This is a genomic window from Serinicoccus hydrothermalis, assembly GCF_001685415.1.
GTDB classification, from domain to species: Bacteria; Actinomycetota; Actinomycetes; order Actinomycetales; family Dermatophilaceae; genus Ornithinicoccus; species Ornithinicoccus hydrothermalis.
In genome coordinates, this window is record NZ_CP014989.1 from 1,493,558 (window position 1) to 1,516,766 (window position 23,209).

General features: G+C 72.5%; 21 protein-coding genes. 5 read left to right on the forward strand and 16 right to left on the reverse strand.

The genetic code is table 11. From position 1 onward, the window contains the following. Positions 1 to 18 precede the first annotated feature (18 nt). The 3 genes from SGUI_RS06845 to SGUI_RS06855 are packed head-to-tail and all read left to right on the forward strand — an operon-like array spanning position 19 to position 3,334. Complete coding sequence (locus tag SGUI_RS06845; protein WP_066637971.1) at positions 19 to 678, forward strand: TetR/AcrR family transcriptional regulator; 660 nt, start codon at positions 19 to 21, stop codon at positions 676 to 678. Next, on the forward strand, positions 675 to 1,640 hold the full coding sequence (locus SGUI_RS06850; RefSeq protein ID WP_066637973.1) for an ABC transporter ATP-binding protein: 966 nt from the start codon (positions 675 to 677) through the stop codon (positions 1,638 to 1,640). Before SGUI_RS06845 ends, SGUI_RS06850 begins: the two co-directional genes overlap by 4 nt. Then, on the forward strand, positions 1,637 to 3,334 hold the full coding sequence (locus SGUI_RS06855; protein ID WP_083190546.1) for an ABC transporter permease: 1,698 nt from the start codon (positions 1,637 to 1,639) through the stop codon (positions 3,332 to 3,334). Before SGUI_RS06850 ends, SGUI_RS06855 begins: the two co-directional genes overlap by 4 nt. Before the next feature lie 305 nt (positions 3,335 to 3,639). Here the strand turns inward: SGUI_RS06855 and SGUI_RS06860 are convergent, their stop codons facing one another. From SGUI_RS06860 to SGUI_RS18225, 11 genes are all read right to left on the reverse strand, one after another. After that, entirely contained in the window at positions 3,640 to 5,508 is a 1,869-nt protein-coding gene (locus SGUI_RS06860) for an ABC-F family ATP-binding cassette domain-containing protein (RefSeq protein ID WP_066637976.1), read from the reverse strand. Next, the gene (locus tag SGUI_RS06865) at positions 5,508 to 6,521 is read right to left on the reverse strand and encodes a 4-(cytidine 5'-diphospho)-2-C-methyl-D-erythritol kinase (RefSeq protein WP_066637979.1); all 1,014 of its coding nucleotides are present in this window, start codon (positions 6,519 to 6,521) and stop codon (positions 5,508 to 5,510) included. Before SGUI_RS06865 ends, SGUI_RS06860 begins: the two co-directional genes overlap by 1 nt. Positions 6,522 to 6,543: 22 nt before the next feature. Next, positions 6,544 to 7,476: a 16S rRNA (adenine(1518)-N(6)/adenine(1519)-N(6))-dimethyltransferase RsmA gene (gene rsmA / locus SGUI_RS06870; RefSeq protein WP_066642968.1), complete on the reverse strand. Its 933-nt coding sequence runs from the start codon at positions 7,474 to 7,476 to the stop codon at positions 6,544 to 6,546. Positions 7,477 to 7,766: 290 nt separating this feature from the next. Further along, on the reverse strand, positions 7,767 to 8,612 hold the full coding sequence (locus tag SGUI_RS06875) for a TatD family hydrolase (protein ID WP_066637982.1): 846 nt from the start codon (positions 8,610 to 8,612) through the stop codon (positions 7,767 to 7,769). Next, on the reverse strand, positions 8,609 to 10,441 hold the full coding sequence (gene metG / locus SGUI_RS06880) for a methionine--tRNA ligase (protein ID WP_066637984.1): 1,833 nt from the start codon (positions 10,439 to 10,441) through the stop codon (positions 8,609 to 8,611). Before metG ends, SGUI_RS06875 begins: the two co-directional genes overlap by 4 nt. 60 nt (positions 10,442 to 10,501) lie before the next feature. Next, entirely contained in the window at positions 10,502 to 12,304 is a 1,803-nt protein-coding gene (locus SGUI_RS06885) for a hypothetical protein (RefSeq protein WP_066637987.1), read from the reverse strand. After that, a complete protein-coding gene (locus SGUI_RS06890; protein ID WP_083190547.1) occupies positions 12,297 to 12,779 on the reverse strand; it encodes a SigE family RNA polymerase sigma factor in 483 nt (160 codons plus the stop codon). The genes SGUI_RS06885 and SGUI_RS06890 overlap by 8 nt, the downstream gene beginning before the upstream one ends. A gap of 204 nt (positions 12,780 to 12,983) precedes the next feature. After that, positions 12,984 to 14,435, reverse strand: a complete 1,452-nt coding sequence (locus tag SGUI_RS06895) for a hypothetical protein (protein ID WP_066637990.1) — start codon at positions 14,433 to 14,435, stop codon at positions 12,984 to 12,986. Then, entirely contained in the window at positions 14,428 to 14,913 is a 486-nt protein-coding gene (locus tag SGUI_RS06900; RefSeq protein WP_066637993.1) for a SigE family RNA polymerase sigma factor, read from the reverse strand. The genes SGUI_RS06895 and SGUI_RS06900 overlap by 8 nt, the downstream gene beginning before the upstream one ends. A 96-nt stretch (positions 14,914 to 15,009) precedes the next feature. Beyond that, complete coding sequence (locus tag SGUI_RS06905) at positions 15,010 to 15,714, reverse strand: peptidoglycan-binding domain-containing protein (protein WP_191090960.1); 705 nt, start codon at positions 15,712 to 15,714, stop codon at positions 15,010 to 15,012. 11 nt (positions 15,715 to 15,725) lie between these two features. Then, positions 15,726 to 15,851 (reverse strand): hypothetical protein, encoded by a 126-nt coding sequence (locus SGUI_RS18225; protein ID WP_257784411.1) that lies wholly within the window; start codon positions 15,849 to 15,851, stop codon positions 15,726 to 15,728. A 195-nt stretch (positions 15,852 to 16,046) separates the two neighbouring features. On the opposite strand from SGUI_RS18225, the gene SGUI_RS06910 reads away from it, so the two are divergent. After that, positions 16,047 to 16,658, forward strand: coding sequence for a DUF4126 domain-containing protein (locus tag SGUI_RS06910; RefSeq protein ID WP_066637999.1), 612 nt, complete (start codon positions 16,047 to 16,049; stop codon positions 16,656 to 16,658). Here SGUI_RS06910 and SGUI_RS06915 read toward each other — a convergent pair. From SGUI_RS06915 to SGUI_RS06935, 5 genes are all read right to left on the reverse strand, one after another. Then, positions 16,649 to 17,089 (reverse strand): hypothetical protein, encoded by a 441-nt coding sequence (locus SGUI_RS06915; protein ID WP_066638007.1) that lies wholly within the window; start codon positions 17,087 to 17,089, stop codon positions 16,649 to 16,651. The genes SGUI_RS06910 and SGUI_RS06915 overlap by 10 nt on opposite strands. An 88-nt stretch (positions 17,090 to 17,177) precedes the next feature. After that, positions 17,178 to 18,023, reverse strand: coding sequence for a 16S rRNA (cytidine(1402)-2'-O)-methyltransferase (rsmI, locus tag SGUI_RS06920; protein ID WP_066638010.1), 846 nt, complete (start codon positions 18,021 to 18,023; stop codon positions 17,178 to 17,180). Between the two features lie 24 nt (positions 18,024 to 18,047). After that, the gene (locus tag SGUI_RS06925) at positions 18,048 to 18,800 is read right to left on the reverse strand and encodes a succinate dehydrogenase/fumarate reductase iron-sulfur subunit (RefSeq protein ID WP_066638012.1); all 753 of its coding nucleotides are present in this window, start codon (positions 18,798 to 18,800) and stop codon (positions 18,048 to 18,050) included. Continuing rightward, positions 18,797 to 20,791, reverse strand: a complete 1,995-nt coding sequence (locus SGUI_RS06930; protein WP_066638014.1) for a fumarate reductase/succinate dehydrogenase flavoprotein subunit — start codon at positions 20,789 to 20,791, stop codon at positions 18,797 to 18,799. Before SGUI_RS06930 ends, SGUI_RS06925 begins: the two co-directional genes overlap by 4 nt. An 8-nt stretch (positions 20,792 to 20,799) precedes the next feature. After that, positions 20,800 to 21,501: a succinate dehydrogenase cytochrome b subunit gene (locus SGUI_RS06935; RefSeq protein ID WP_066638016.1), complete on the reverse strand. Its 702-nt coding sequence runs from the start codon at positions 21,499 to 21,501 to the stop codon at positions 20,800 to 20,802. A 99-nt stretch (positions 21,502 to 21,600) separates the two neighbouring features. On the opposite strand from SGUI_RS06935, the gene SGUI_RS06940 reads away from it, so the two are divergent. Beyond that, positions 21,601 to 23,208 (forward strand): dolichyl-phosphate-mannose--protein mannosyltransferase, encoded by a 1,608-nt coding sequence (locus tag SGUI_RS06940; RefSeq protein ID WP_083190549.1) that lies wholly within the window; start codon positions 21,601 to 21,603, stop codon positions 23,206 to 23,208. Position 23,209 lies beyond the last annotated feature (1 nt).

Consider the following 23,209-nt stretch of genomic DNA (forward strand, 5'->3'; position numbering starts at 1 on the left):
CAGTGCCATGCTGAACACATGGTCAGCCAGGCGACCGACGAGACCCCCGCCGAGCCAGGGCTCGAGCGCATCCTCACCACGGCGATCGACCTCTTCGGCCGGCACGGGGTGAGGGCGACCAGCGTCCGGGCCATCGCCGAGCAGGCCGGCGTGTCCCCACCGCTGGTCATCCACCACTACGGCTCGAAGGAGAAGCTGCGCGAGGCCTGCGACGACCGGGTGCTCGCCTTCATCCGCGAGTCCAAGGCGGAGACCATGCGCGCCGGCCTCGGCGGCCCGCCGATCCAGGTCGACACCCGCGTGGCGCAGGCACGACCGGCGTTGCGCTACCTCGCCCGGACCCTCTCCGAGGGCAGCCCGCGGCTGGACGAGTTCGTCGACGACCTCGTCGAGGACGCCGTCGGCTACACCGCCCAGGGCGTCGAGAGCGGCCTGGTCCTGCCCAGCGCGAACCCGCGGGCCCGGGTGGTCATCCTGACCCTCTGGTCGCTCGGCGCGCTGGTCCTCCACGAGCACCTGCAGCGCCTCCTCGGCGAGGACCTCATCGGCGAGGGCAGCACCGACCTCTACACCCAGACGATGCTCGAGCTCTTCTCCGAGGGGCTCCTCACCGAGCGGGCGAAGCAGGCCTTCATCTTCTCGGGCGACACCGACGACACCACGGAGGAGACCGCATGAACACCACCGTCAGTCCCGTGATCGAGACCAACGCCCTGGTCAAGACCTTCGGCAGCACCCGTGCCCTCGACGGCCTCGACCTGTCCGTCGCCCCGGGCGAGGTCCACGGCTTCCTCGGCCCCAACGGCGCCGGCAAGTCCACGACGATCCGCGTCCTGCTCGGACTGCTCCGGGCCGACGGCGGCACGGCACGCCTCTTCGGCGCCGACCCGTGGGACGACGCCGTGGCGCTGCACCACCGGCTGGCCTACGTCCCCGGTGACGTCGAGTTGTGGCCCAACCTCACCGGAGGTGAGGCCATCGACCTCTTCGCCCGGCTCCGGGGCACGCTCGACAAGGCCCGCCGCAGCGAGCTGTGCGAGCGCTTCGACCTGGACCCCACCAAGAAGGCCCGCACCTACTCCAAGGGCAACCGGCAGAAGGTCGCGCTCATCGCCGCCCTGGCCTCCCCCGTCGACCTGCTGCTGCTCGACGAGCCCACGGCGGGTCTCGACCCGCTGATGGAGCTGGTCTTCCAGGACTGCATCCGCGAGGCCCGCGACGCCGGGACCACCGTGCTGCTCTCCAGCCACATCCTGGCCCAGGTCGAGGTCCTCGCCGACCGCATCTCCATCGTCCGCGCCGGCCGGGTCGTCGAGACCGGCAGCCTGGACGACCTGCGCCACATGACGCGCACCACGATCGTGGCGCGCACCGACCGCCCGGCCGACGGTATGGCCTCGCTCACCGGCGTCCACGACGGCACCACCGAGGACAACCAGGTGCGGCTCGAGGTGGACGGCGAGCACGTCGGCCCGGTGGTCAGCCGGCTCGGCGAGCTGGGGGTCCGGTCGATCACGGCCCACCCGCCGACGCTGGAGCAGCTGCTCGTGAGCCACTACGGCGAGCAACCACGGGCGACGTCCGGTGGGGCGGAGGGCAACCATGCGCGACGCCCGGTCGAGGAGGGGGCCGCACGATGAGCACCACCATCCGCGACCACGACGCCTCGGCCAGCCGCCCACCGACCGACCGGAGCGGACCCGCCCACGGGGCGCCACGGCATACCCGCGGCAGCGGCACGCTGGCCGGGACCGGCACGCTGGTGCGCTTCATGCTGCGCCGCGACCGGATCAAGCTGCCCGCCTGGGTCGCCGGGCTGAGCCTCTTCGTCATCTACATCGGTGCCGCGCTGCCCCAGATCGCGCCCACCGAGGCCGACCTCGCCGCCGCCAGCCCGTTGCTGAGCCAGCCGATCGGCCGCATGTTCGCGGGCCCGGCCTACGGCATGGACCCGCCGAGCTACGAGACCTTCTTCGCCGGCGGTTACACGCTCTACCTCTACCTGCTCGCCGCGCTCATGAACATCCTGCTGATCTCCCGGCACACCCGGGTCGAGGAGCAGAGCGGCCGCGCCGAGCTGGTGCGGGCCAACGTGACCGGCCGCCATGCCCGGCTCACCGCGGCGCTGGTCGTGGCGGTGATCACCAACCTCGCGGCGGCGGTCGCGGTCACCGCGATGGCGCTCGCCAACGACTTCGCCACGACGGGCTCGCTGCTGGTCGGCGTCGGGGTCGCCCTGACCGGTATGACGTTCGCCGGGGTCAGCGCGGTCACCGCGCAGCTCTCGGAGTACTCCCGCTCCGCCTCGGGCCTGGCCGGTCTCGTGCTGGGGGTCTCCTTCGCGCTCCGCGCCCTGGGCGACATGGCTGCCGAGGGCGGCAGCACGCTGTCGTGGTTCTCCCCGCTGGGCTGGGCCAGCCAGACCGCCCCCTACGTGCTCGACCGCTGGTGGCCGCTGCTGCTGTCGATCGGCCTCGCGGCGGCGACCACGGCGCTCGCCTTCGGGCTGCAGGACCGGCGTGACCTGGGCGCGGGGCTGCTGGCCGCGCGTCCCGGCCGCGCCGAGGCGGGCCCGGCGCTGGGCACGGTCTGGGGTCTCGCAGCGCGGCTGCAGCGCGGCCCGGTCCTGGCCTGGGGCTTCGCCATCGCCGTCCTCGGGGTGGTCGACGGGCTCTTCACCCAGGTGATGCTGGACTCGGCCGAGAACATGCCCGACGCGCTGCAGCAGGTCTTCGGCGCGGGCGAGCTCGCCGCCGGATACCTGGCCTTCCTCTCGGTCTTCAGCGGCTATCTCACGGCCGCCTTCATCGTGTATGCCGTGCAGGGCCTCAAGGCGGAGGAGGACTCCGGCCGGGCCGAGGCGGTGCTCGCCACGCCGACCGGCCGCACCGCCTGGGGCCTGTCGCACGTGCTGGCGATCGGCCTCGGGGCCGTGGCCGTCATGCTCGTCACCGGCCTGCTCGTCGGTGTCGCGGCGGCCGGGGTCACCGGCACCGGTGCGCTCGTCGGCGACGGATTCCTCGCCCACGTCAACACGCTGCCCGCGGCGCTCGTCACCCTGGGGATCTGCACGCTGCTCGTCGGCTGGGCACCGCGGCTGCTGGCTCCGGTCGGGTGGACCCTGGTCGGCGTCATGATCTTCGTCGGCAACTTCGCGGCCCTCCTGGAGGTGCCGGACTGGGTGCTCACGCTCTCCCCGCTGCACCACGTGGCGCAGGTGCCCGTCGAGCCGGTGCAGTGGCTGCCGCTGCTCTGGCTCGGGCTGGTCGCCGTCGTGGCCGTCGCGCTCGGTCTGGTCGGTCTGCGCCGCCGGCAGATCAGCGCCCGGAGCTGAGACCCCGACGCGCGCGGAGACTCCTGGCCGGGGTCGCTCCGCGCGTGATCAGCCTGGGCCATGGCTCAGGTGCACCGCTGGGGATCCTCCGCACGCACCGCTGCCCTCGCGGTGGTCCTGGGCGCCGCCGAGGCAGCCGCCACCTGCACGGCTGTGCTGCGTCGACCGCTCGCCTCCGTCCTCATCCTGCTGGTCTTCTTCCCACCGGCCGTCCTGGTGCCGATGGTGACCGGCGCCGCCGCGGCGGCGGCGGCGACCGCGCACCCCAGCCACCGACACCGACGCACTGGCGTCTCGGGGCGCGGCTACGCCTCGGCCACCTCCGAGGCCTCGAGCCACTCGGTCTCGAGCGCCTCCTCCTGCGCGGTGAGCTCGGCGTCGCGGGCGGTCAGCCGGGCCAGCTCGTCGGGGTCGGTCGCCACGGCGGCCATCTGCTCGTGCAGCCGCTGCTGCTGGGTGTGCAGCCGGTCCAGCGACCTCTCCACCCGCGCCAGCGTCTTGCGGGCCTCGCGCACCTGGGCCGGGCTGCGCGACGAGGAGCCAGACCCCGACCCACCGGCGCCCGGTCCGCCCGCCCCCGCCGCGGTCGGCGTGCCCGAGGGGGACGCCGCAGACCCCCTGCTCCGGCCGGCCGAGCTCATACCCTCGCGAAGCCGGAGGTATTCCTCCACGCCGCCCGGCAGGTCCCGCAAGCTGCCGTCCCCGAGCAGCGCCACCTGCCGGTCGGTCATGCGCTCCAGCAGGTAGCGGTCGTGGGAGACGACGAGCAGGGTCCCGGCCCATCCGTCGAGCACGTCCTCCATCGCGGTGAGGGTGTCGATGTCGAGGTCGTTGGTCGGCTCGTCCAGCAGCAGCACGTTGGGCTCGTCCATGAGCAGCCGGACGAACTGCAGCCGCCGCCGCTCCCCGCCCGAAAGGTCGCCCACCCGCGACTGCTGCCGCCCGCCGGAGAAGCCCAGCCGCTTGGCCAGCGAGCTCGCGCTCACCTCCTTGCCCCCGATCACCGTGAACGATCGCACCTCGGTGATCGCGTCGATGACCGACCAGCCGGCGACCCGGTCCAGCTCGCGCAGCTCCTGTGACAGACACGCCATCCGCACCGTCTTGCCGGTCTTGAGCTTGCCCGCGGCCAGCGGGTGCTGGCCCAGCAGCACCCGCAGCAACGTGGACTTGCCCGCGCCGTTGACGCCGACGACGCCATATCGGTCGCCCGGTCCGATCCGCCAGGTGACATCGGTGAGCAGGTCGCGCTCCCCCACCCGCACCGTGGCGTCCAGCAGGTCGAGGACGTCCTTGCCGAGCCGGGTCGTCGCGAAGCGCACCAGCTCGACGGAGTCCCGCGGCGGCGGCTCGCCCTCGATGAGGTCGGTCGCGGCCTCGATGCGGAACTTCGGCTTGCTCGTGCGGGCGGGCGCCCCGCGGCGCAGCCAGGCGAGCTCCTTGCGGGCGAGGTTGGCCCGCCGCTCCTGGGTCACCCGGGCGACGCGCTGCCGCTCGACCTTGGCCAGGACGTAGGCGGCATACCCGCCCTCGTAGGTGTGCACCTCGCCGTCGGCGACCTCCCAGGTCAGCGTGGAGACGGCGTCGAGGAACCACCGGTCGTGGGTCACGACGACGAGCGCGCTGCCCGGCCGCACCCGCCGCTCCGAGAGGTATGCCGCGAGCCAGGCGACCCCCTCGACGTCCAGGTGGTTGGTCGGCTCGTCGAGCACGAGCAGGTCGGGGTCGGCGACGAGCAGCGCGGCGAGGGCGAGCCGGCGCCGCTCCCCGCCGGACAACGGCCCGACGGCCGCGTCCCAGCCACCGACCGCGGTGGCGCTGTCCCCGAGCAGCCCCTCGATGACGTGCCGGACCCGCGCGTCGCCGGCCCACTCGTGCTCTTCCAGGTCACCGAGCACGACCTGCCGCACCGTGGCCCGCGGGTCCAGGACGTCGGTCTGGCCGAGCATCCCGACCCTGACGTCGTTCGTGCGGATGACCCGTCCGCCGTCCAGCGGCCGCGCATCGGTCAGCACCGAGAGCAGCGAGGTCTTGCCGCCGCCGTTGCGGCCGACCACACCGATGCGGTCGCCGTCGAGCACCCCGACGGAGACGTCGTCGAGCAGCACCTGCGTGCCGGCGAGCAGGTGGGCGCGGTCGAGGGTGACGAGGCTGGCGCGTGCGGCCGGCGCCATCAGCCGATCACCGGGCCCAGCGGACCGGGCCGATCGGTGTCGGGGCGGGAGCGGGGCGGCTCGGGGTTGCTGCGCTGGTGGACGATCTGCGCCCCCGGCGCCGGGCCGACGGCCCGCTCGATGTCGCCGGTGGGGCCGTTGGCGGCGAGGCCGACGGACAGGTCGATCGCCTCGGTCTGCGAGCCGACGAGGAAGGCGACGGTCGGTCCGGAGCCGGACACGATGCCGGCCCGCGCCCCGAGGTCGAGCCCCGCGGAGAGCGCCTCGGCGAGCACCGGCTCCAGCGAGATCGCGGCCTCCTGCAGGTCGTTGTGCAACGCCGCCGCCACCTCGTCGGTGTCCATCCGGCGCAACGCGGTCATGAGCGCCCCGCTCGGCTCGGGCGCGCCGGGGGTCACCCCGCCCTCGGCGCGCAACCGGTCGCACTCGGCATACACCTGCGGCGTGGACAGGCTGAGCCCCTCGCCCGCCCAGAGCACCCAGTGCAGCTCGCCGCGGGCGAGCACGGAGGTGACCTGCTCGCCGCGGCCGCTGCCCATCGCGGTGCCGCCGTGCAGCAGGAACGGGATGTCCGAGCCCAGGCTGGCCCCGAGCATCTCGAGCAGGTCGTTCTCCAGGTGGTCCAGCCCCCACACCTCGCGGCACCCGACGAGGGTCGCCGCGGCGTCGGCGCTGCCGCCGGCCATCCCCCCGGCGACCGGGATGTGCTTGTCGATGTCGATGCGGACCGGGTCGACCTTGGCCCGGCGCGCGCGGCGCTTGGCGAGGGTCCGTGCCGCGACGAGCGCGAGGTTGCTGTCGTCGGTCGGGACGTGCTCGCCCCAGGGCCCGGTGACGTGCACCGACCAGTCGTCGGCGGGCTGCACGGTGACGGTGTCGTAGAGGCTCACCGCGTGGTAGATCGTCGACAGCTCGTGGTAGCCGTCCTCGCGCAGCGGCCCGACCGACAGGCCGAGGTTGATCTTGCCGGGCACCCGGACGGTCACCGTCTGCGCCTGCGTGCCCGTCGTCATGACTTCACCCTATGGGGTCGGCTCACGACGGCGGCGAGGGGCGCTGACCTGCGGCTTCGGCGATGCGGGCGAAGTCGGTCACGGTGAGCACCTCGCCGCGGGCCCGCGGGTCGACGCCGGCGGCCCGCAGGTATGCCTCCGCCTGCGCCGCCGATCCCGCCCAGCCGGCGAGCGCCGCGCGCAGGGTCTTGCGGCGCTGCGCAAAGGCCGCGTCGACGCAGGCGAAGACCTGCTCCCGCGTCGCCGAGACCTCCGGCGGGTCGCGGCGGACCATGCGCACGAGGCCGGAGTCGACGTTGGGTGCGGGCCAGAAGACAGAGCGGCCGATCCGCCCGGCGCCGGTGACGTCGGCATACCAGGCGGCCTTGACGCTGGGCACGCCGTAGACCCGGCTGCCGGGCGCCGCGGCGAGCCGCTCGGCGACCTCGAGCTGGACCATGACGAGCACGCTGCGCAGCGTGGGGACGGTCGCGAGCAGGTGCAGCACGACGGGCACCGCGACGTTGTAGGGCAGGTTGGCGACCAGGGCGGTGGGCTGGGGGTCGGGCAGCGCGGTGACCCGCAGGGCGTCGGCCTGCACCACCTGCAGCCGGTCGGAGAGGTCCGGCGCGTGCTCGGCCACGGTCGCGGGCAGCTGGGCCGCGAGGGCCGGGTCGATCTCCACCGCGGTGACCTGCCGCACCTGCGGGAGGAGGCCGAGGGTGAGCGAGCCCAGCCCCGGCCCGACCTCCAGCACGACGTCGCCGGTGCCCACGTCGGCGGCGCGCACGATGCGCCGCACGGTGCCCTTGTCGATGACGAAGTTCTGCCCCCACTGCTTGGTCGGCCGGATCCCCAGGCGGGCGGCCAGGTCTCGGACCTGCGCCGGCCCGAGCAACGCGGCCTCGGACCCCCCGGTGTCGCCCTGCGTCCCGGAGGACGGCGCGGGGGTCGGTCGCTCGCTCACGCCCGGCATCCTCTCACCCGGCTGCGGCTCGTCGTCCACAGATCCACCTGGGTGGCCCAAGGTCTGGTCCGGCCTCCGAGACGGTCGCTGCGCGACCTGGGCCCGCCCCTGCCCCCGCGGGAGGGCGCCACCCTGACGGAACTGCTGGAGCAGGATCGCGAGGAAGGCTGTAGATGGCCGTCTACCTCGATGCCTCCGCCCTCGCCAAGCTGGTCCACCACGAGTCCGAGTCCTCCACGTCGCCTCACCCGGCCACGACGACGAAGACCGACCAGGGCCTGGCACAGCCTCGAAGCCCCTCACCAGGGGCCGTAGACCGCCTCGCTGTTCGCCGAGAGCGCCTCGCACAGCTGCGGCACGGAGGTGTTGAGCGTCGCGGCCATGGCCCGCACGGTGAGCGGCACGAGGTAGGGCGCGTTGACCTGGCCCCGGTGGGGCGTCGGCGTGAGGTAGGGCGCGTCGGTCTCGACGAGCAGGTGCTCCACCGGTGTCACGGACAGCGCGTCGCGCAGGTCCTTGGCGTTCTTGAAGGTCACCGTGCCCGCGAACGACAGGTAGTAGCCGCGGCGCGCGCACTCCCGAGCCATCTCCATACCCCCGGAGAAGCAGTGCAGCACCGTCTTCTCCGGCGCACCCTCCTCGGCGAGGATGCGGAGCACGTCGTCGTGGGCGTCCCGGTCGTGGATCTGCAGCGCCAGGCCGAGCTCCTTGGCGAGCGCGATGTGCCGGCGGAAGGAGTGCTGCTGCGCGGCGACCCCCTCCTCGCCGGTGCGGAAGTAGTCCAGCCCGGTCTCGCCGACCACCCGGATCCGGGGGTGCGCGGCGAGCGCGCCGATCTCGTCGATGACGGCGTCGAGGTCGCCGGCCTCCTCGTGGCCCGGCGCCTCGTTGGGGTGGATCGCCACCCCGCCCAGGACCGCCGGGTGCTCGTCGACCACCTGCACGGTCCAGCGTGCCGCCTCGATGTCGCAGCCGATCTGGACCAGCCGGTCGACCCCCACGGCCGCGGCCTCCGCCACGACCTGCTCGACCGGGAGGCGCTCGGCCCCCTCCCGGCGGGTGTCGAGGTGGCAGTGGTTGTCCACCACTGGGATCGGCAGGGGGTCGGGAGCGGGTGGCCGCTCGACCAGCCGCTCTGGCGTCATACCGCGGCGTCCGCGGGCTCGTCGACGAGGCCGAGCCGGGCGCGCTCCTCCTCGACCACCGAGGGGTCGAGCTTGGTGAAGATCAGCGAGGGCTTGGCCACGACGGCGCCCACGGTCACCGCGCGGTGCTCCCAGCGCGGGGCCGCGGAGTAGTCGCCGGTGATGACCGGGTAGTCCGGGCGGGAGCTGTCGTCGAGGTCGGCGACGGTCTCCAACCGCGGCATCGGCTGGAACTCACCCTCGCCGCCGAGCGCCTGGTGCACCGCGGTCGAGGAGTGCGGCAGGTAGGGCGACAGGATGGTGTTGAGGTCCACGACGACCTGCGCGAGGGTATGCAGCACCGTCGCCAGCCGCTCGCGCTGGTCCTCCCCCTTGAGCTTGAAGGGCTCGGTCGTCGAGACGTAGGCGTTGGCCTCGCCGACCAGCCGCATCGCCTCGCTCAGCGCCGCCTTCTGCTTGTGGGTCGCGATGAGGGAGCCGACCGTCCCGAAGCCGTCACGGACCTGGTCCAGCAGCGCGCGGTCCACGTCCTCCAGCTCACCGGGCTGCGGGATCTCGCCGAAGTTCTTGGCGATCATCGAGGCGGTCCGGTTGACCAGGTTGCCCCAGCCGGCGACGAGCTCGTTGTTGGTGCGCTTGACGAACTCGGGCCAGGAGAAGTCGGAGTCGGCGGTCTCCGGCGCGGCGGCGGAGAGGAAGTAGCGCAGGGCGTCCGGCTGGTAGCGCTCCAGCACGTCGCGGACATAGATGACGACGTTGCGCGAGGTGGAGAACTGCTTGCCCTCCATCGTGAGGAACTCGCTGGAGACGACCTCGGTCGGGAGGTTGAGCTCGCCGAACGGCCCGACCTCGCCGCCCTTGCTCCCCTGGCCGTTGTGGGCCAGCATCTCGGCCGGCCAGATCTGGGAGTGGAAGGTGATGTTGTCCTTGCCCATGAAGTAGTAGGTCAGCGCGTCCGCCCCGTTCCACCACTCGCGCCAGCGCTCGCCCTGCTCCCCGGGCAGCCGACGGGCCCACTCCACGGACGCGGAGAGGTAGCCGATGACCGCGTCGAACCAGACGTAGAGCTTCTTCGTCGGGTTCTCCCGCCAGCCGTCGAGGGGGATGGTGATGCCCCAGTCGATGTCGCGGGTGATGGGGCGCGGCCGGATCTCCTCGAGGATGTTCGTGGAGAAGCGGATGACGTTGGGCCTCCACAGCCCGCTGCGCTCGCGGCCGTCGAGCCACTCGCGCAGCGCGTCGGCGAGCGCGGGCAGGTCGAGGAAGAAGTGCTGGGTGTCGCGGAACTCCGGCGTCTCCCCGTTGATCTTCGAGCGCGGGTCCTCGAGGTCGGCGGGGTCGAGCTGGTTGCCGCAGTTGTCGCACTGGTCGCCCCGCGCATCGGCATACCCGCAGATCGGGCAGGTGCCCTCGATATAGCGGTCCGGCAGCGTCCGGCCGGTCGACGGGCTGATGGCGACCTGCTGGGTCTGCTCGATGAGGTAGCCGTTGCGGTGGCAGGCGAGGAACATCTGCTGCACGACGTCGTCGTGGTTGGCCGTCGTGGTGCGCGTGTAGAGGTCGTAGGACACCCCGAGCGCGGTGAGGTCCGCCGCGATGAGCGCGTGGTTGGTGTCGATGAACTCCTGCGGGCTCTGCCCCGCCTTGTCCGCCTGGACCAGGATCGGCGTGCCGTGCTCGTCCGAGCCCGACACCATGAGCACCTCGTGCCCAGCCATCCGCATGTAGCGGCTGAAGACGTCGGAGGGGACGCCGAAGCCGGCGACGTGACCGATGTGGCGCGGACCGTTGGCGTAGGGCCAGGCGACCGCGGACAGGACGTGACTCATGGGTCACCAGTCTAGGTCGGCGCGGGCCTGCTCCCCTCCCACTGGCCCCGCCGCGGGAGGTCAGCTCTGCGGGATGAACAGGTCGAGCGGGAGATCGGTCTCGCCGTCTCCGTCGGTGTCCAGCCCCTCGAACCCGTCCCGCAGGTCGTCCATGCCCGGCGCCTGCACGGTGAGCGACCACCAGCGGATGCCACCGACCTCGGAGACGGTGCCGATTGGCTGCTGCACCGTCATGCTGTCGTCGACCGGCACGAGCGCAGGATCTCCGCCGTCCCCGGGCAGGCGTGCGACCAGATCCCATTCCTCACTCCCGAGCTCGACGCCGACGAGCCGCGGCCCGTCCGCGACGAGGGCCCGCCCGACATCGCCGCGATGCACCACCCACAGCCCGGTGGCGCCGTCGAAGGCGACGAAGAGGTCGTCGTCCGCACCCGTCTCCAGCGTCCCCGGCTCGGCCCCGACCACCTGGACGGCCTCGATTCTGCTGGCCGAGCTATCGACCACCATGGCGCCGATGACAGTCGCGTCCTCGTGGTCCGCAAGGGTGTCCTGGGCCAGTTGGAGGTGGGCGGCCATCAGCTCCCGGCCGTCCACCTCGACCACGGACCTCTCCTGCACGAGCTGTGGCGCGAGTGCCGACGCCGGGCCGCCGTCCTCGGCGGCGTCGGGCCAGCGGACGACTGGCACGAGCCGCGACATCGGAGCCTTCTCCTCCACGTCTGCCACGAGGACGACCTCGTCGCCGTCCTCCCAGGCCCACACATCAGCTCCCAGACCCGGCACCGGCACCAGCGGGACGCCCGCTCGCGTGGCGCGCAGCTGCGAGTCGGTGCCGGTGACATCCACCCCTGCGAGCCCGTCGGCGCCGACGAGATCACCGTCGCGGTCGTTCCACTCCTGCCCGTCGGCGGACCACTGCAGGTCCGGACCGAAGACCTGTCCGGACCCTGGCTGCGCCGGACGGGAGGCGAGGGCGAACGCACTGTCCCCCAGCTGCACCGTGTCCACGACGGGGCCACCGCCCACATGCCGGCCGGGAGCGGTCGTGACCAGTCGTGCCCGATCCGCCTCCTGCGGTAGCCGCGCCAGGACCCAGTCGACGTCGTCGCCGCCGCGCCACCACGGCAGCTGGTCCACCCCGACGACCGCGTCGCCCGGCGGGACGAGCTCCGCGCCGTCCACGACGCCGCTGAGCTGCCGGTCGGGCAACGAGAAGACCCGACGCTCGACCCGTCCGTCCCCCACCACAGCCGTGTCCGCGACCTCACCACCCGCCGTCCACACCGAGCCGTCACCGTGGAACAGCAGGTCCTCCGGCAGGCGCGCAGGTGCCTCGAGGACGGCATACCAGAGGTCGTCAGGCCCCTGGACCGGGCCGATCTCGCCAGGGTCCAGCGATGCCGGCAGGACCTGCGCGCCCTCGGCGGCGCCCGGCTGCTGCCAGACCAGGACGCTCGCCCGCCCACCCGCATACAGCTCGGCACCGAAGTCGGTCCTGGCTCCCGTGATCGTCTCCTCCTCGCCGTCCACCACCACGACCGCCTCCGAGCTGGTCGCGGTGCGGCTCACGACGACCGACGACACGCCGTCCTGGGTGTCCCGGTCCACCAGGGTGAGGGTGGTGGGCTCCTCGACCTCCCAGACGACCGAGGCAGGCGAGACCTCCGGCGGGCCGAAGGGGTCGCCCAGGCCCAGCCAGACCGAACCCACCAGAGCCAGGGCTCCGACGCCCGACCCGAGGCCCACGGCGCGGCGCCGACGCACCCGGCGCCGGCCCTCGGCCAGCAGCGCACCGGTGCTCAGGTGGGTGGGCGGCGCCTGGCCCACGGCCCGGCGCAGTTCCTGGGTGAGCTGCTCAGACATGGCGCTCCTCCTGCATCAACGGCCGCAGCGCGGCCAGGCCCTTCGACGTGTAGCTCTTGACCGCGCCCACGCTCACCCCGAGCGTCGCCGCCGTCTCCTTCTCCGACTGGTCCAGGTAGTGCCGCAGCACGACGCACTCCCGCTCCCGCGGGGAGAGCTGCTGCAGCGCCCGCACCAAGTCCACGACCTCGGGGTCATCCGCCCCGTATGCCCGGTCCGGCACCTCGTCGGTCAAGGTCTCCCGCCGCGTCTTGCGCCACCGGTCGGTGTGCAGGTTGGACATGACGCGGCGGGCATACGCCAGCGGCTGGCCCGAGGCGACCCGGCGCCACTTCACGTAGACCCGGACGAAGGTCTCCTGCAGCAGGTCCTCGGCGGCATGGGCGTCGGCGGTGAGCAGCCACGCGTAGGCGTGCAGCGTGGCCCGGCCGGCGTCGACGAACTCGACGTAGGCCGCCTCCTCGCTGCTGTGCATCGCCCGCTCCCGCCTGCCTCCGGTGCCCGGGCCGGTGCTGCCGGCCCTGGGGCTCAGTGTGCCTCGGTAACGGGCGGGGCACCGGAAAGGTTGGGGTGGGATCGGCTGCCGTCGCCCATCCCTGGACCTGTGCACCGAACGGTGGCCTGTGCGCACGTTATGCCGCGTGCACAGGCCACCGTTGGCTGCACAGGTTCGGAGTACTCAGTCCTCGAAGGAGGCCACCTGGATCTGGTCGAGGTCGAGGTCGAGCTCGGTGACGGCGCCGCCGGCAGGGCCCTCGCCGATCCCGACGACCTGCTCGCCGTCCGCGAGCGCGTCGAGCGCGAGCAGCGTCACCGGTCGACCGTCGAAGAGCTCGCGCACCTGCACGGCGTCCTCTTCCACCTCGACCCACGTCGGCTCGTCACCACGACCGTCCACCGCCACCTGCACCGGCGTCTGCGCATCGGTCGGGATCCAGCCCGCCACGACCACTACCGCCAGGTCGTCGATCGGCGCCACCGTCGCCGTGGCGTCGGCGAGCTCGGCCGGCTCAAGCCGGAGGGCGGCCGCGCCGGCTCGCAGCTCCAGCCCGTCCGGCATGGCCTGGTAGCCCAGCGTCGTGCCAGCCAGCACCACTTCGCGGCGCCAGGTGTCGACGAAGCTGCTGAGCTCGTGCTGCTCGCCGTCGAGGGTGAACCGGATGGTCGGCAGGGGGGCGCCCTCGTCGGCTGTCGCCAGGATCACCTGCTGCCCGGCCACCGTGGCGACATCGCTGCGCGCCCCCTCGGGCGACACCGTGACGTCCGAGGCTCCCTCGGGCAGCAACCCGAGGACGTGGGAGGGCACGGCGCCCGCGCCTCCGCCGGACGCCGCCCCGTCGGTCAGGGGCATCGGGGTCCCCCACATCGCCTGCTCCGAGGCATCGGCCCCGACCCAGACCTGCCGCTCCCGGTCGATGCCGACCACCCAGGACATGTCGTCGGTCTCCAGGAGCACCGTCTCGACCGGTGCACCGCTGGCTGCTCGGGCGCCCTGCTCGTCGATCAGATAGAGCTCGACCACGTCAGCCTCGGCCCCCGGCACGTGCTCCGCCGTGGCGTAGCGGATCCTGCCGCCCGGCACCTTGACGACACCACCCGTGCCGTACTCGACCCCGTCGGCCCAGAGCACGTCCTGGGCCAACCCGTCCTCCGGCTCGACCCAGACGAGGACGGTGATCCCGTCGGCCCGGAAGACCTCGCTCTCGCCCGGTCCGTCCTCACCGACGATCGTCTCGGGCTCGCCACCGTCCTTGGCGAGGAGCAGCTCCGGGTGCTGCCCGCCCTCGACGGTGCGCAGCCGCCCGGTCCACTGCGCCCGGTCCGGCTCGTGCTCCGGGTTCGGGCCGTTGTCGAAGAGCTCGGTGTCGATCGAGCCGTCGGACCACCCCACCGACGCGGGGACCGGAGGCGCCTCGCCGCCGAACGGGAGGGTCTCCATACCGAGCCAGAGGGTGCCGGCGAGCGCCAGCGCGCCCACCCCGGCCGCCGTCCGACGGCGGCCGCTGCGGATCCGGCGACCGCGTGCCACGACCTCGTCGTGCCCCACGTGCAGGGGCGGGGTGTGGGCGGCGGCACGGTCCATCAGACCCACCACGTGCGTCGTCTCGTCGAGGTGCTCGCGCTCAGACATGAGAGGTGTTCCCTTCCCGCAGCAGGTCCCGCAGGGTGCGGCGACCGTTCATGGCGTACTTCTTGACGCTGCCCACCCCGACACCGAGCGTGCGCGCCGTCTCAGCCTCGGAGAGGTCGAGGTAGTGGCGCAGGATCACGCACTCGCGCTCGCGGCGGGGCAGCCGGGACAGGGCACGCACGAGGTCGACCGACATGGGATCGTCCGAGGTCGCGCGGTCGGGCACCTGGTCGGTGAGCACCTCGCGCCGCCGCTTGCGCCAGCGGTCGGTGTGCAGGTTGACGATGGTGCGCCGGGTGTAGGCGGCGGGGTTGCCACGACGGACCCGGCCCCAGCGGGCATACGTGCGCGCCATGGCCTCCTGGACCAGCTCCTCGGCGACGTGGCCGTCACCGGTGAGCATCCAGGCCGCGGTGAGCAGCCGCGAGGAGGTCGTCTCGAAGAACTCCTCGAACTCCTGCTCGTGGTCGCGCCGCATACCGCCTCCTCGTCGACACCCTGTCACTGCTCCCAACGGGCGGGACGGTCGGGACGTGGGGTCGAGGAGCTCGATCGAGGTATGCCGTCGCGCCGGCTACTCCCCCTTCGGCACCGTGAGCGCGTGCCAGGTGACCGGGCCGACGATGCCGTCGGCGGGCGGGGCGAACATCTGCTGGAAGTCCCGCACCGCGGCGTCGGTGAGCGGCCCGAAGGAGCCGTCCTCGGCGAGGCCGGGCAGCAGCGACTGCAGCGCGCGCACGTGGTGCCCGCTGTCGCCGAGCCGGGCGGTCTCGACCAGCGCCGGCCAGTCGAGCTGCCCGCAGGTGGTCGAGATGTACTGCGCCCGCTGGGTCAGCTGCCACTGCCGCATCGCCTCGCCGGTGAGCGGCCCGTAGCTGCCGTCGACGGTGAGAGCGGCGCCGTGGTGGACCAGCAGGTGCTGGACCGCCCGGACCCGCCAGTTGACGTCCTGGGTGTGACCGACCTTGGCCATGCCCCAGACGTGGCTCCCGGCGCGTCGGGTCGAGAAGAACGACCAGGTCTCCTGTCCGGCCAGCCCGTCGATCGTCAGCCCCCACCGGCGCTGGAACTCGCGGACGGCGGCCACGGTGTCCGGGCCGTAGGACCCGTCGACGGCGAGCGGGTCGACGCCGATCTGGGCCGCCGGGTCGAAGCTCTGCACCCCGCGGACCGCCTCGCCGGTCGAGCCCGGACCGGTCGGGACGACGAGCGCGATCCAGGTCGCGGTGTCGATGTCCCCGGTCGTCGGCAACCCCTCGTCCGACTGCGCGGCCGACACCGCACCGGCCGTCACTGGCCCGAAGACGCCGTCGGCGACGATGGCCGCCCCCGCTCCCGGAGCAGGAACTGGGCACCACGCACCGGCAGCGGGGCGACGTCGCCCTGCACCAGGTCCATCCACGGCTCGACGTTCATGGCTCGCGCTCCTCCCGAGCGGCCGGGTGGGGTGCACCGGCGTCATCGGTGAGAGGCCGTCGGGGCCCCGCAGATACCTCAGAAGCTCGACAGAGGCGCCACCACCCCGCTCGCAGGGGAAGATCCGCGGTATACCGCGTGGTTGACTATGGATGACGGCTCCCGCCGGGGGTCGCCGAGTCAGGAGGCACTCACGTGCTCGCTGCCCTCACCGGAGCCGGGCTGTCGGCCGCGGCGGGGCTGAACGCCTACATCCCGTTCATCCTCATCGCGCTCATCGCGCGCTTCACCGACGTCATCAACCTGCCGCACCAGTACGCCTGGATCGAGTCGAACTGGGCCATCGGTATCGCCGCCGTGCTCCTGCTCTCCGAGGTCGTCCTCGACAAGGTCGCCCTCGTCGACCACCTCAACGACGCGGTCGGGACCTTCGTGCGGCCCGCCACCGGTGGCCTCATCTTCGCCGCGACGACCGCCGCGGCGGACTTCGAGCAGGGCTCGAGCTTCATGCAGGACAACCCGTGGGTGGGCGTGCTGCTCGGCATCATCACCGCCGGCATCGTGCACACCGGCAAGGCGGTGACCCGCCCCGTGGTCAACACCACGACCGGCGGGCTGGGCACCCCGGTCGTCTCCGCAGCCGAGGACGGCGCCGCGATCACGCTGTCGCTGGTGGCGATCTTCCTGCCGGTGCTCGTGATCTTCCTGCTGCTGCTCCTGCTCTGGGGCGCCTTCGTGCTCTGGCGGCGGGGGCGCAACCGCCGGCGCTACCGCGACCAGCTCATGGCGGACGCCGGCTACAGCTGAGCGCCCGGGGCCGACGGCATCTCGTCGTCGAGGGACTGCGGCCGCAGCAGTGCGGCGGTGAGCCCGCAGACCGCGGCGAGCAGCAGCAGCCCGGCCCCGAGCATGAGCACCACGCCGACGACGTAGGGCCAGGCGCGCTCCGGGACGGAGTCGCTGCGCGACCAGGCATACGTGCCGGCCAGGGTGGCGAGCAGCGTCGTGATGGCGGCGATGCCGCCCAGGCCGCGGGAGCGTCGCGCGTTGACGAACCATCCTCCGACGACCCCCAGCACACCCCCGACGGCGGCCACGACCCCGGACCAGACCATCAGGGACGTCGTCAGCTCCCCCGCGTCACCGGGGAGCACCTGCGTCGTGGCGTAGACCGCCACCAGGCCGGCGAGCACGCCGCCGACCAGGCCCCCCAGGATCGCCATCCAGTTGAACCTCATGGTCGCCTCTCGTCCGGAGCCCGTCACGGTACGGGCCGGGGCACAGTCAACCACGGGCCCGCCCGCCCCACCAGGGGCCGCACCGCTCTCAGCGGGACCGGACCGCCTCGTCGTAGATCGCCCTGGCCGCGAGCCCGGTCCGCGCGGCGAGGTCCCGGGTGACGTCCTTGAGGCGCTCCCCCGCCTCGACCCGCTCCAGGACCTCGGGTATGACCTCGGCCGGGTCGGTGACCGCCGCCCGGCTCGCGGGGCGGCCCGCCACGACGACCGTGATCTCGCCCTTGACGCCGTCGGCGGCCCACGTCGCCAGCTCGGCCAGCGGACCGCGCCGGACCTCCTCGTAGGTCTTGGTGAGCTCCCGGCAGACGGCGGCGTCCCGGTCCTCGCCGAGGACGGCAGCCATCGAGGTCAGGGTCGCGGCGAGGCGGTGCGGAGCCTCGAAGAAGACCATGGTGCGCGGCTCGTCGGCCAGCGCGCCGAGTGCGCGCTCCCGCTCCCCCTGCTTGCGGGGCAGGAAGCCCTCGAAGCAGAAGCGGTCGACCGGCAGACCGCTCACCGCGAGCGCCATGAGCACGGCCGACGGGCCGGGCACGCAGGTCACCGGCAGGTCGGCCGCGACGCACGCCTGGACCAGGCGGTAGCCGGGGTCGGAGACCGAGGGCATACCCGCGTCGGTCACGAGCAGCACCCGCGCCCCCTCGCCGATCCGCTCGACCAGCTCCGGGGTGCGGGCCGCCTCGTTGTGCTCGTGGTAGCTCACGACCTCACCGCCGACGTCGACCCCGAGGCGGTCGGTCAGCCGGCGCAGCCGCCGGGTGTCCTCGGCCGCGACGACGTCGGCCCCGGCCAGCTCCTGCAGCAGGCGCGGGCTGGCGTCTCGGGAGTCGCCGATAGGGGTGGCGGCCAGGACGAGGGCAGAGCGGTCCTGAGGCATGGTGGGACGGACGCGCTCGCGGCGTCAGTCGTCGAAGGAGCCGCCGTAGCCGGCGCGCCGGTAGTCGGCGTTGAGCTGGCTGATGACGTTGAGCGGGATGCCCTTGGGACAGGCGCGGGTGCACTCGCCCAGGTTGGTGCAGCCGCCGAAGCCCTCGGCGTCGTGCTGGTCGAGCATGTTGAGCACGCGGGCCGAGCGCTCGGGCTGGCCCTGAGGCAGCTCGCCCAGGTGGGTCACCTTGGCGCCGGTGAAGAGCATGGCCGCGGCGTTGGGGCAGGCCGCGACGCAGGCGCCGCAGCCGATGCACTCGGCGGCCATGAAGGCGCGGTCGGCGTGCTCCTTGGGGACCGGGACGGCGTTGGCGTCCGGTGCGGAGCCGGTGTTGACCGAGACGTAGCCGCCGGCCTGGATGATCCGGTCGAAGGAGCTGCGGTCTACGCACAGGTCCTTGATGACCGGGAAGGCGTCGGCCCGCCACGGCTCGATGACGATCTCGTCGCCGTCGTTGAAGCTGCGCATGTGCAGCTGGCAGGTCGTGGTCCGCTCCGGGCCGTGGGCCTCGCCGTTGATGACGACGCCGCAGGCACCGCAGATTCCCTCGCGGCAGTCGGAGTCGAAGGCGACCGGTTCCTCGCCGGAGTGGATGAGCTGCTCGTTGAGCAGGTCGAGCATCTCGAGGAACGAGCTGTCCTCGGACACCCCGTCGATGTCGTATCGGACCATCCCGCCGTCGTCGGTCGGTCCGTCCTGGCGCCAGATCTTGAGCGCGAGCTTCACTTGTAGCTCCTCTGCTTCAGCTCGATGAAGTCGTAGACGAGGTCCTCCTTGTGCAGGACCGGTGCCCCGTCGTCACCGCCCCACTCCCACGCCGCGACATACGCGAACTCGTCGTCGTGCCGCAGCGCCTCTCCGTCCTCGGTCTGGCTCTCGGCGCGGAAGTGGCCGCCGCAGGACTCGCGGCGGTGCAGCGCGTCGACGCACATGAGCTCGCCGAGCTCGAGGAAGTCGGCGACGCGACCAGCCTTCTCCAGCGACTGGTTCAGCCCCTCGGCGGTGCCGAGGACCTTGACGTTGGACCAGAAGTCGGTGCGCAGCGCGCGGATCTCCTCGATCGCCTCGCGGAGCCCCTCGTCGCTGCGCTCCATCCCGCACTTCTCCCACATGATCTTGCCGAGCGCCTTGTGGTAGGAGTCGACCGAGCGAGTGCCGTCGATCGAGAGGAACTGGTCCACGCGGGACTGCACGGCCTCCTGCGCCGCGACGACCTCGGGGGCGTCCTCGGCCACGGCCTCGAACGGACCGGCGGCGAGGTAGTCCCGGATGGTGTTGGGGAGCACGAAGTAGCCGTCGGCCAGGCCCTGCATGAGCGCCGAGGCGCCGAGCCGGTTGGCACCGTGGTCGGAGAAGTTGGCCTCACCGGTGACGAAGAGCCCCGGGATCGTCGACTGCAGGTCGTAGTCGACCCACAGCCCGCCCATCGTGTAGTGGACGGCGGGGTAGATGCGCATCGGCACCTGGTAGGGGTTCTCCCCGGTGATCCGCTCGTACATGTCGAAGAGGTTGCCGTACTTGCTGCGCACCGCGTCCTCGCCCATCCGCTCGATCGCGGCGGCGAAGTCGAGGTAGACGCCGCGCCGGACCCCGTCGACGGCCGGGCCGACGCCACGGCCCTCGTCGCACATGTTCTTGGCCTGGCGGGAGGCGATGTCGCGGGGCACGAGGTTGCCGAAGGAGGGGTAGATCCGCTCCAGGTAGTAGTCGCGGTCCTCCTCGGCGAGCTCGCGCGGGTCCTTGTCGCAGTCCTCGGCCTTCTTGGGCACCCAGATGCGGCCGTCGTTGCGCAGCGACTCGCTCATGAGGGTGAGCTTGGACTGGTGGTCGCCGCTCTGCGGGATGCAGGTCGGGTGGATCTGCGTGTAGCAGGGGTTGGCGAAGTAGGCGCCCTTGCGGTGCGCCCGCCAGTTGGCCGTGACGTTGGAGCCCATCGCGTTGGTCGACAGGAAGAAGACGTTGCCGTAGCCGCCGGAGGCCAGCACGACGGCGTCGGCCATGTGGGTCTCGATCTTGCCGGTGACGAGGTCGCGGGCGATGATGCCGCGCGCCTTGCCGTCGACGACGACGAGCTCCAGCATCTCGTGCCGGGAGTACATCTCCACGGTCCCGGCGGCGATCTGCCGCTCCAGCGCCTGGTATGCCCCGATGAGCAGCTGCTGGCCCGTCTGGCCGCGGGCGTAGAAGGTCCGGGAGACCTGGACGCCGCCGAAGCTGCGGTTGTCGAGCAGCCCGCCGTAGTCGCGTGCGAAGGGCACGCCCTGCGCGACGCACTGGTCGATGATGTCGACGCTCACCTCGGCGAGCCGGTAGACGTTGGTCTCCCGCGAGCGGTAGTCGCCGCCCTTGACCGTGTCGTAGAAGAGCCGGTGGATCGAGTCGCCGTCGCCCTTGTAGTTCTTGGCCGCGTTGATGCCGCCCTGGGCGGCGATCGAGTGGGCCCGGCGGGGGCTGTCCTGGTAGCAGAAGGACTTCACGTGGTAGCCGGCCTCGCCGAGCGTCGCGCCCGCGGAGGCCCCGGCCAGGCCGGTCCCGACGATGATGATCGAGAGCTTGCGGCGGTTGGCCGGGTTGACCAGCGCGCCCTCGAACTTGCGGTTGGTCCACATCTCGGCGATGTCGCCGCCGGGGGCATGGCTGTCCGAGATGGGGTCGCCCTCGAGGTAGATGCCGTCGACGAGCTCGGTGTCGTTGCTGCGGGTCACGGTGTCAGTCATGGGTGCACTCACTCGATGAAGCCGAAGAGGATGGCGAAGGGCGGGACGAGGAAGCCGACGACGATGATGGTCGCCAGCAGGATCGAGACGAAACGGATCTGCTCGGCCCGCTTGAGCGAGGTGTTGAGGCCGAGCGTCATGGCAGCCCCCCAGACCCCGTGCAGCAGGTGCATCCCGAGGAAGACCATGGCGAGGGCGTAGATGCCGACGACCCACCAGACCTGGAAGCTGGTGATGACCCGCTCGGCCGGGCTCGCGTAGGCCCCGTCGATGGTGATCGTCTGGGTCGTGAAGTGCATGATGTGGAAGACGACGAAGGCCAGCAGCGCCAGGCCTCCCCACCGCATCGCCTTGGCGTAGAACCCGCCGTACGACGTCTTCTTCTTCCCGGCATACCGCGTGGTGCGCGCCGCGCCGGCCCGCCGCCACAGCGACATCGTGGCCCACACGTGACCCACGAGCGAGGCCAGCAGCAGGATGCGGAAGACCCACAGGAAGGACTTCTCCGGCAGCATCGGCTCGCCGAAGGTGCGCAGGTGGTGGGCGTACTCGTCGAACGCCTCGGTGCCGACGAGGATCTGCAGGTTGCCGTACATGTGGAACAGCACGAAGAAGACGAAGAACAGCCCGGTGACCGCGACGACGGTCTTCAGCAGGATGCTCGGCGGCCCTTTGCGGGCCGTTCGCTCGGGAGCAGTTGAGGTGGCCACCCTCCCGATGCTACCGCCCGACCTGCGGCGTCTCTCCCCGACCCCGCACACGTCGGCGGAGCCCCGGGACGCCACGATCGAGCACCTACCATGACCGGTATGGAGTCACTGCGGGCGCGCCTGCTCGGCCCGGCGCCCGCGACGCTCACCCGGCAGCGGCGCGCCGCGACGGTCGGGATCCTGCTGCTGACGATCATCGGCGGGGCGCTGCGCTTCTGGCGGCTCGGCTATCCCGACCGCCTCGTCTTCGACGAGACCTACTACGTCAAGCAGGCCTGGTCGCTGGTCCGGTTCGGGCACGAGCGGGAGATCAAGGCCGGGCTCGAGGAGCCGGACACGCTGTGGAACGCGGGGAACCCGGACGTCTTCGGCAACCAGCCCGACCTCGTCGTGCACCCCCCGGTCGGCAAGTGGATGATCGCCCTCGGCGAGCTCGTCACCGGCCCGGAGTCCTCCTTCGGCTGGCGGCTGTCGGCCGCCACCGTCGGCACCCTGTCGATCGCGCTCCTCGGCGTCGCCGCCTGGCTGCTGTGGCGCAACGCGCTGCTCGCGATCAGCGCCTCCACCCTGCTCGCGGTGGACGGGCACCACTTCGCCTCCTCGCGGATCGGCCTGCTCGACATCTTCCTCATGTGGTGGGTGCTGCTCGCCTTCGTCCTGCTGCTGGTCGACCGGGAGCAGGGACGGCGAAGACTCGCCGCGCGCTGGGGGCCGTGGTCGGAGCGCACCCACGGCCCGGGCGTCACGGCGCCCCGCTCGGCCTGGGCCCGCGCCCGCCGGTGGTGGGGCCCGAGCCTCGGGGTCCGCTGGTGGCGGCTCGCTGCCGGGGTATGCCTGGGGCTGGCGGTCGGGACCAAGTGGTCCGGCCTCTACTTCCTCGCCGTCTTCGGCCTCATGACGGTGGCGTGGGACCTCGGCGCGCGCCGGGCCGCGGGGGCGAAGGACTGGCTGGCCGGCACGGTGGTGCGCGACGGCATACCCGCCTTCCTGCTCATGGTGCCGACCGCGCTGGTGACCTATCTCGTGAGCTGGACCGGGTGGTTCGCGACGCAGGGCGGGTGGAAGCGGCAGTGGGCGGCCGACCACCCGGCGTCCGGCGCCATCGCCGGGCTGGTGCCGGACCCGCTGCGCTCGCTGTGGGCCTACCACCAGGAGCAGTGGAACTTCCACATCGGGCTGGCCAACGAGCACGCCTGGAAGTCCAACCCGTGGAGCTGGACGGTGCAGTGGCGGCCCACCCTCTTCTACGCCGAGTGGCCCGAGCGCGGTGAGAAGGGGTGCGAGGTCGCCGAGTGCGTGGAGTACATCGCCTCGCTCGGCAACGTCGTCCTGTGGTGGGGCGGGACGATCGGGCTGCTCGTCGTGCTCTTCCTGTGGCTGCTGGGCCGGGACTGGCGCGCGGGGGCGGCGCTGTCCGGGATCGCGGCGGGCTGGCTGCCGTGGTTCCTCTACCAGACGCGGACGGTCTACAGCTTCTACGCCGTCGCCTTCGAGCCGTGGCTCGTGCTGGTCGTGGTCGCCTGCCTGGGGCTGGTGCTCGGCCGGTCCGACGCCTCACCGGGACGCCGACGATGGGGGGCAGTCGCAGTGGTCGGCTACCTCACCCTCGCCGCGGCCTTCTTCGCGTGGTACTGGCCGGTGCACACCGCCATCACGATCCCGCGGGAGGCGTGGAACCTGCGGATGTGGTTCGACTTCTGGACCTGAG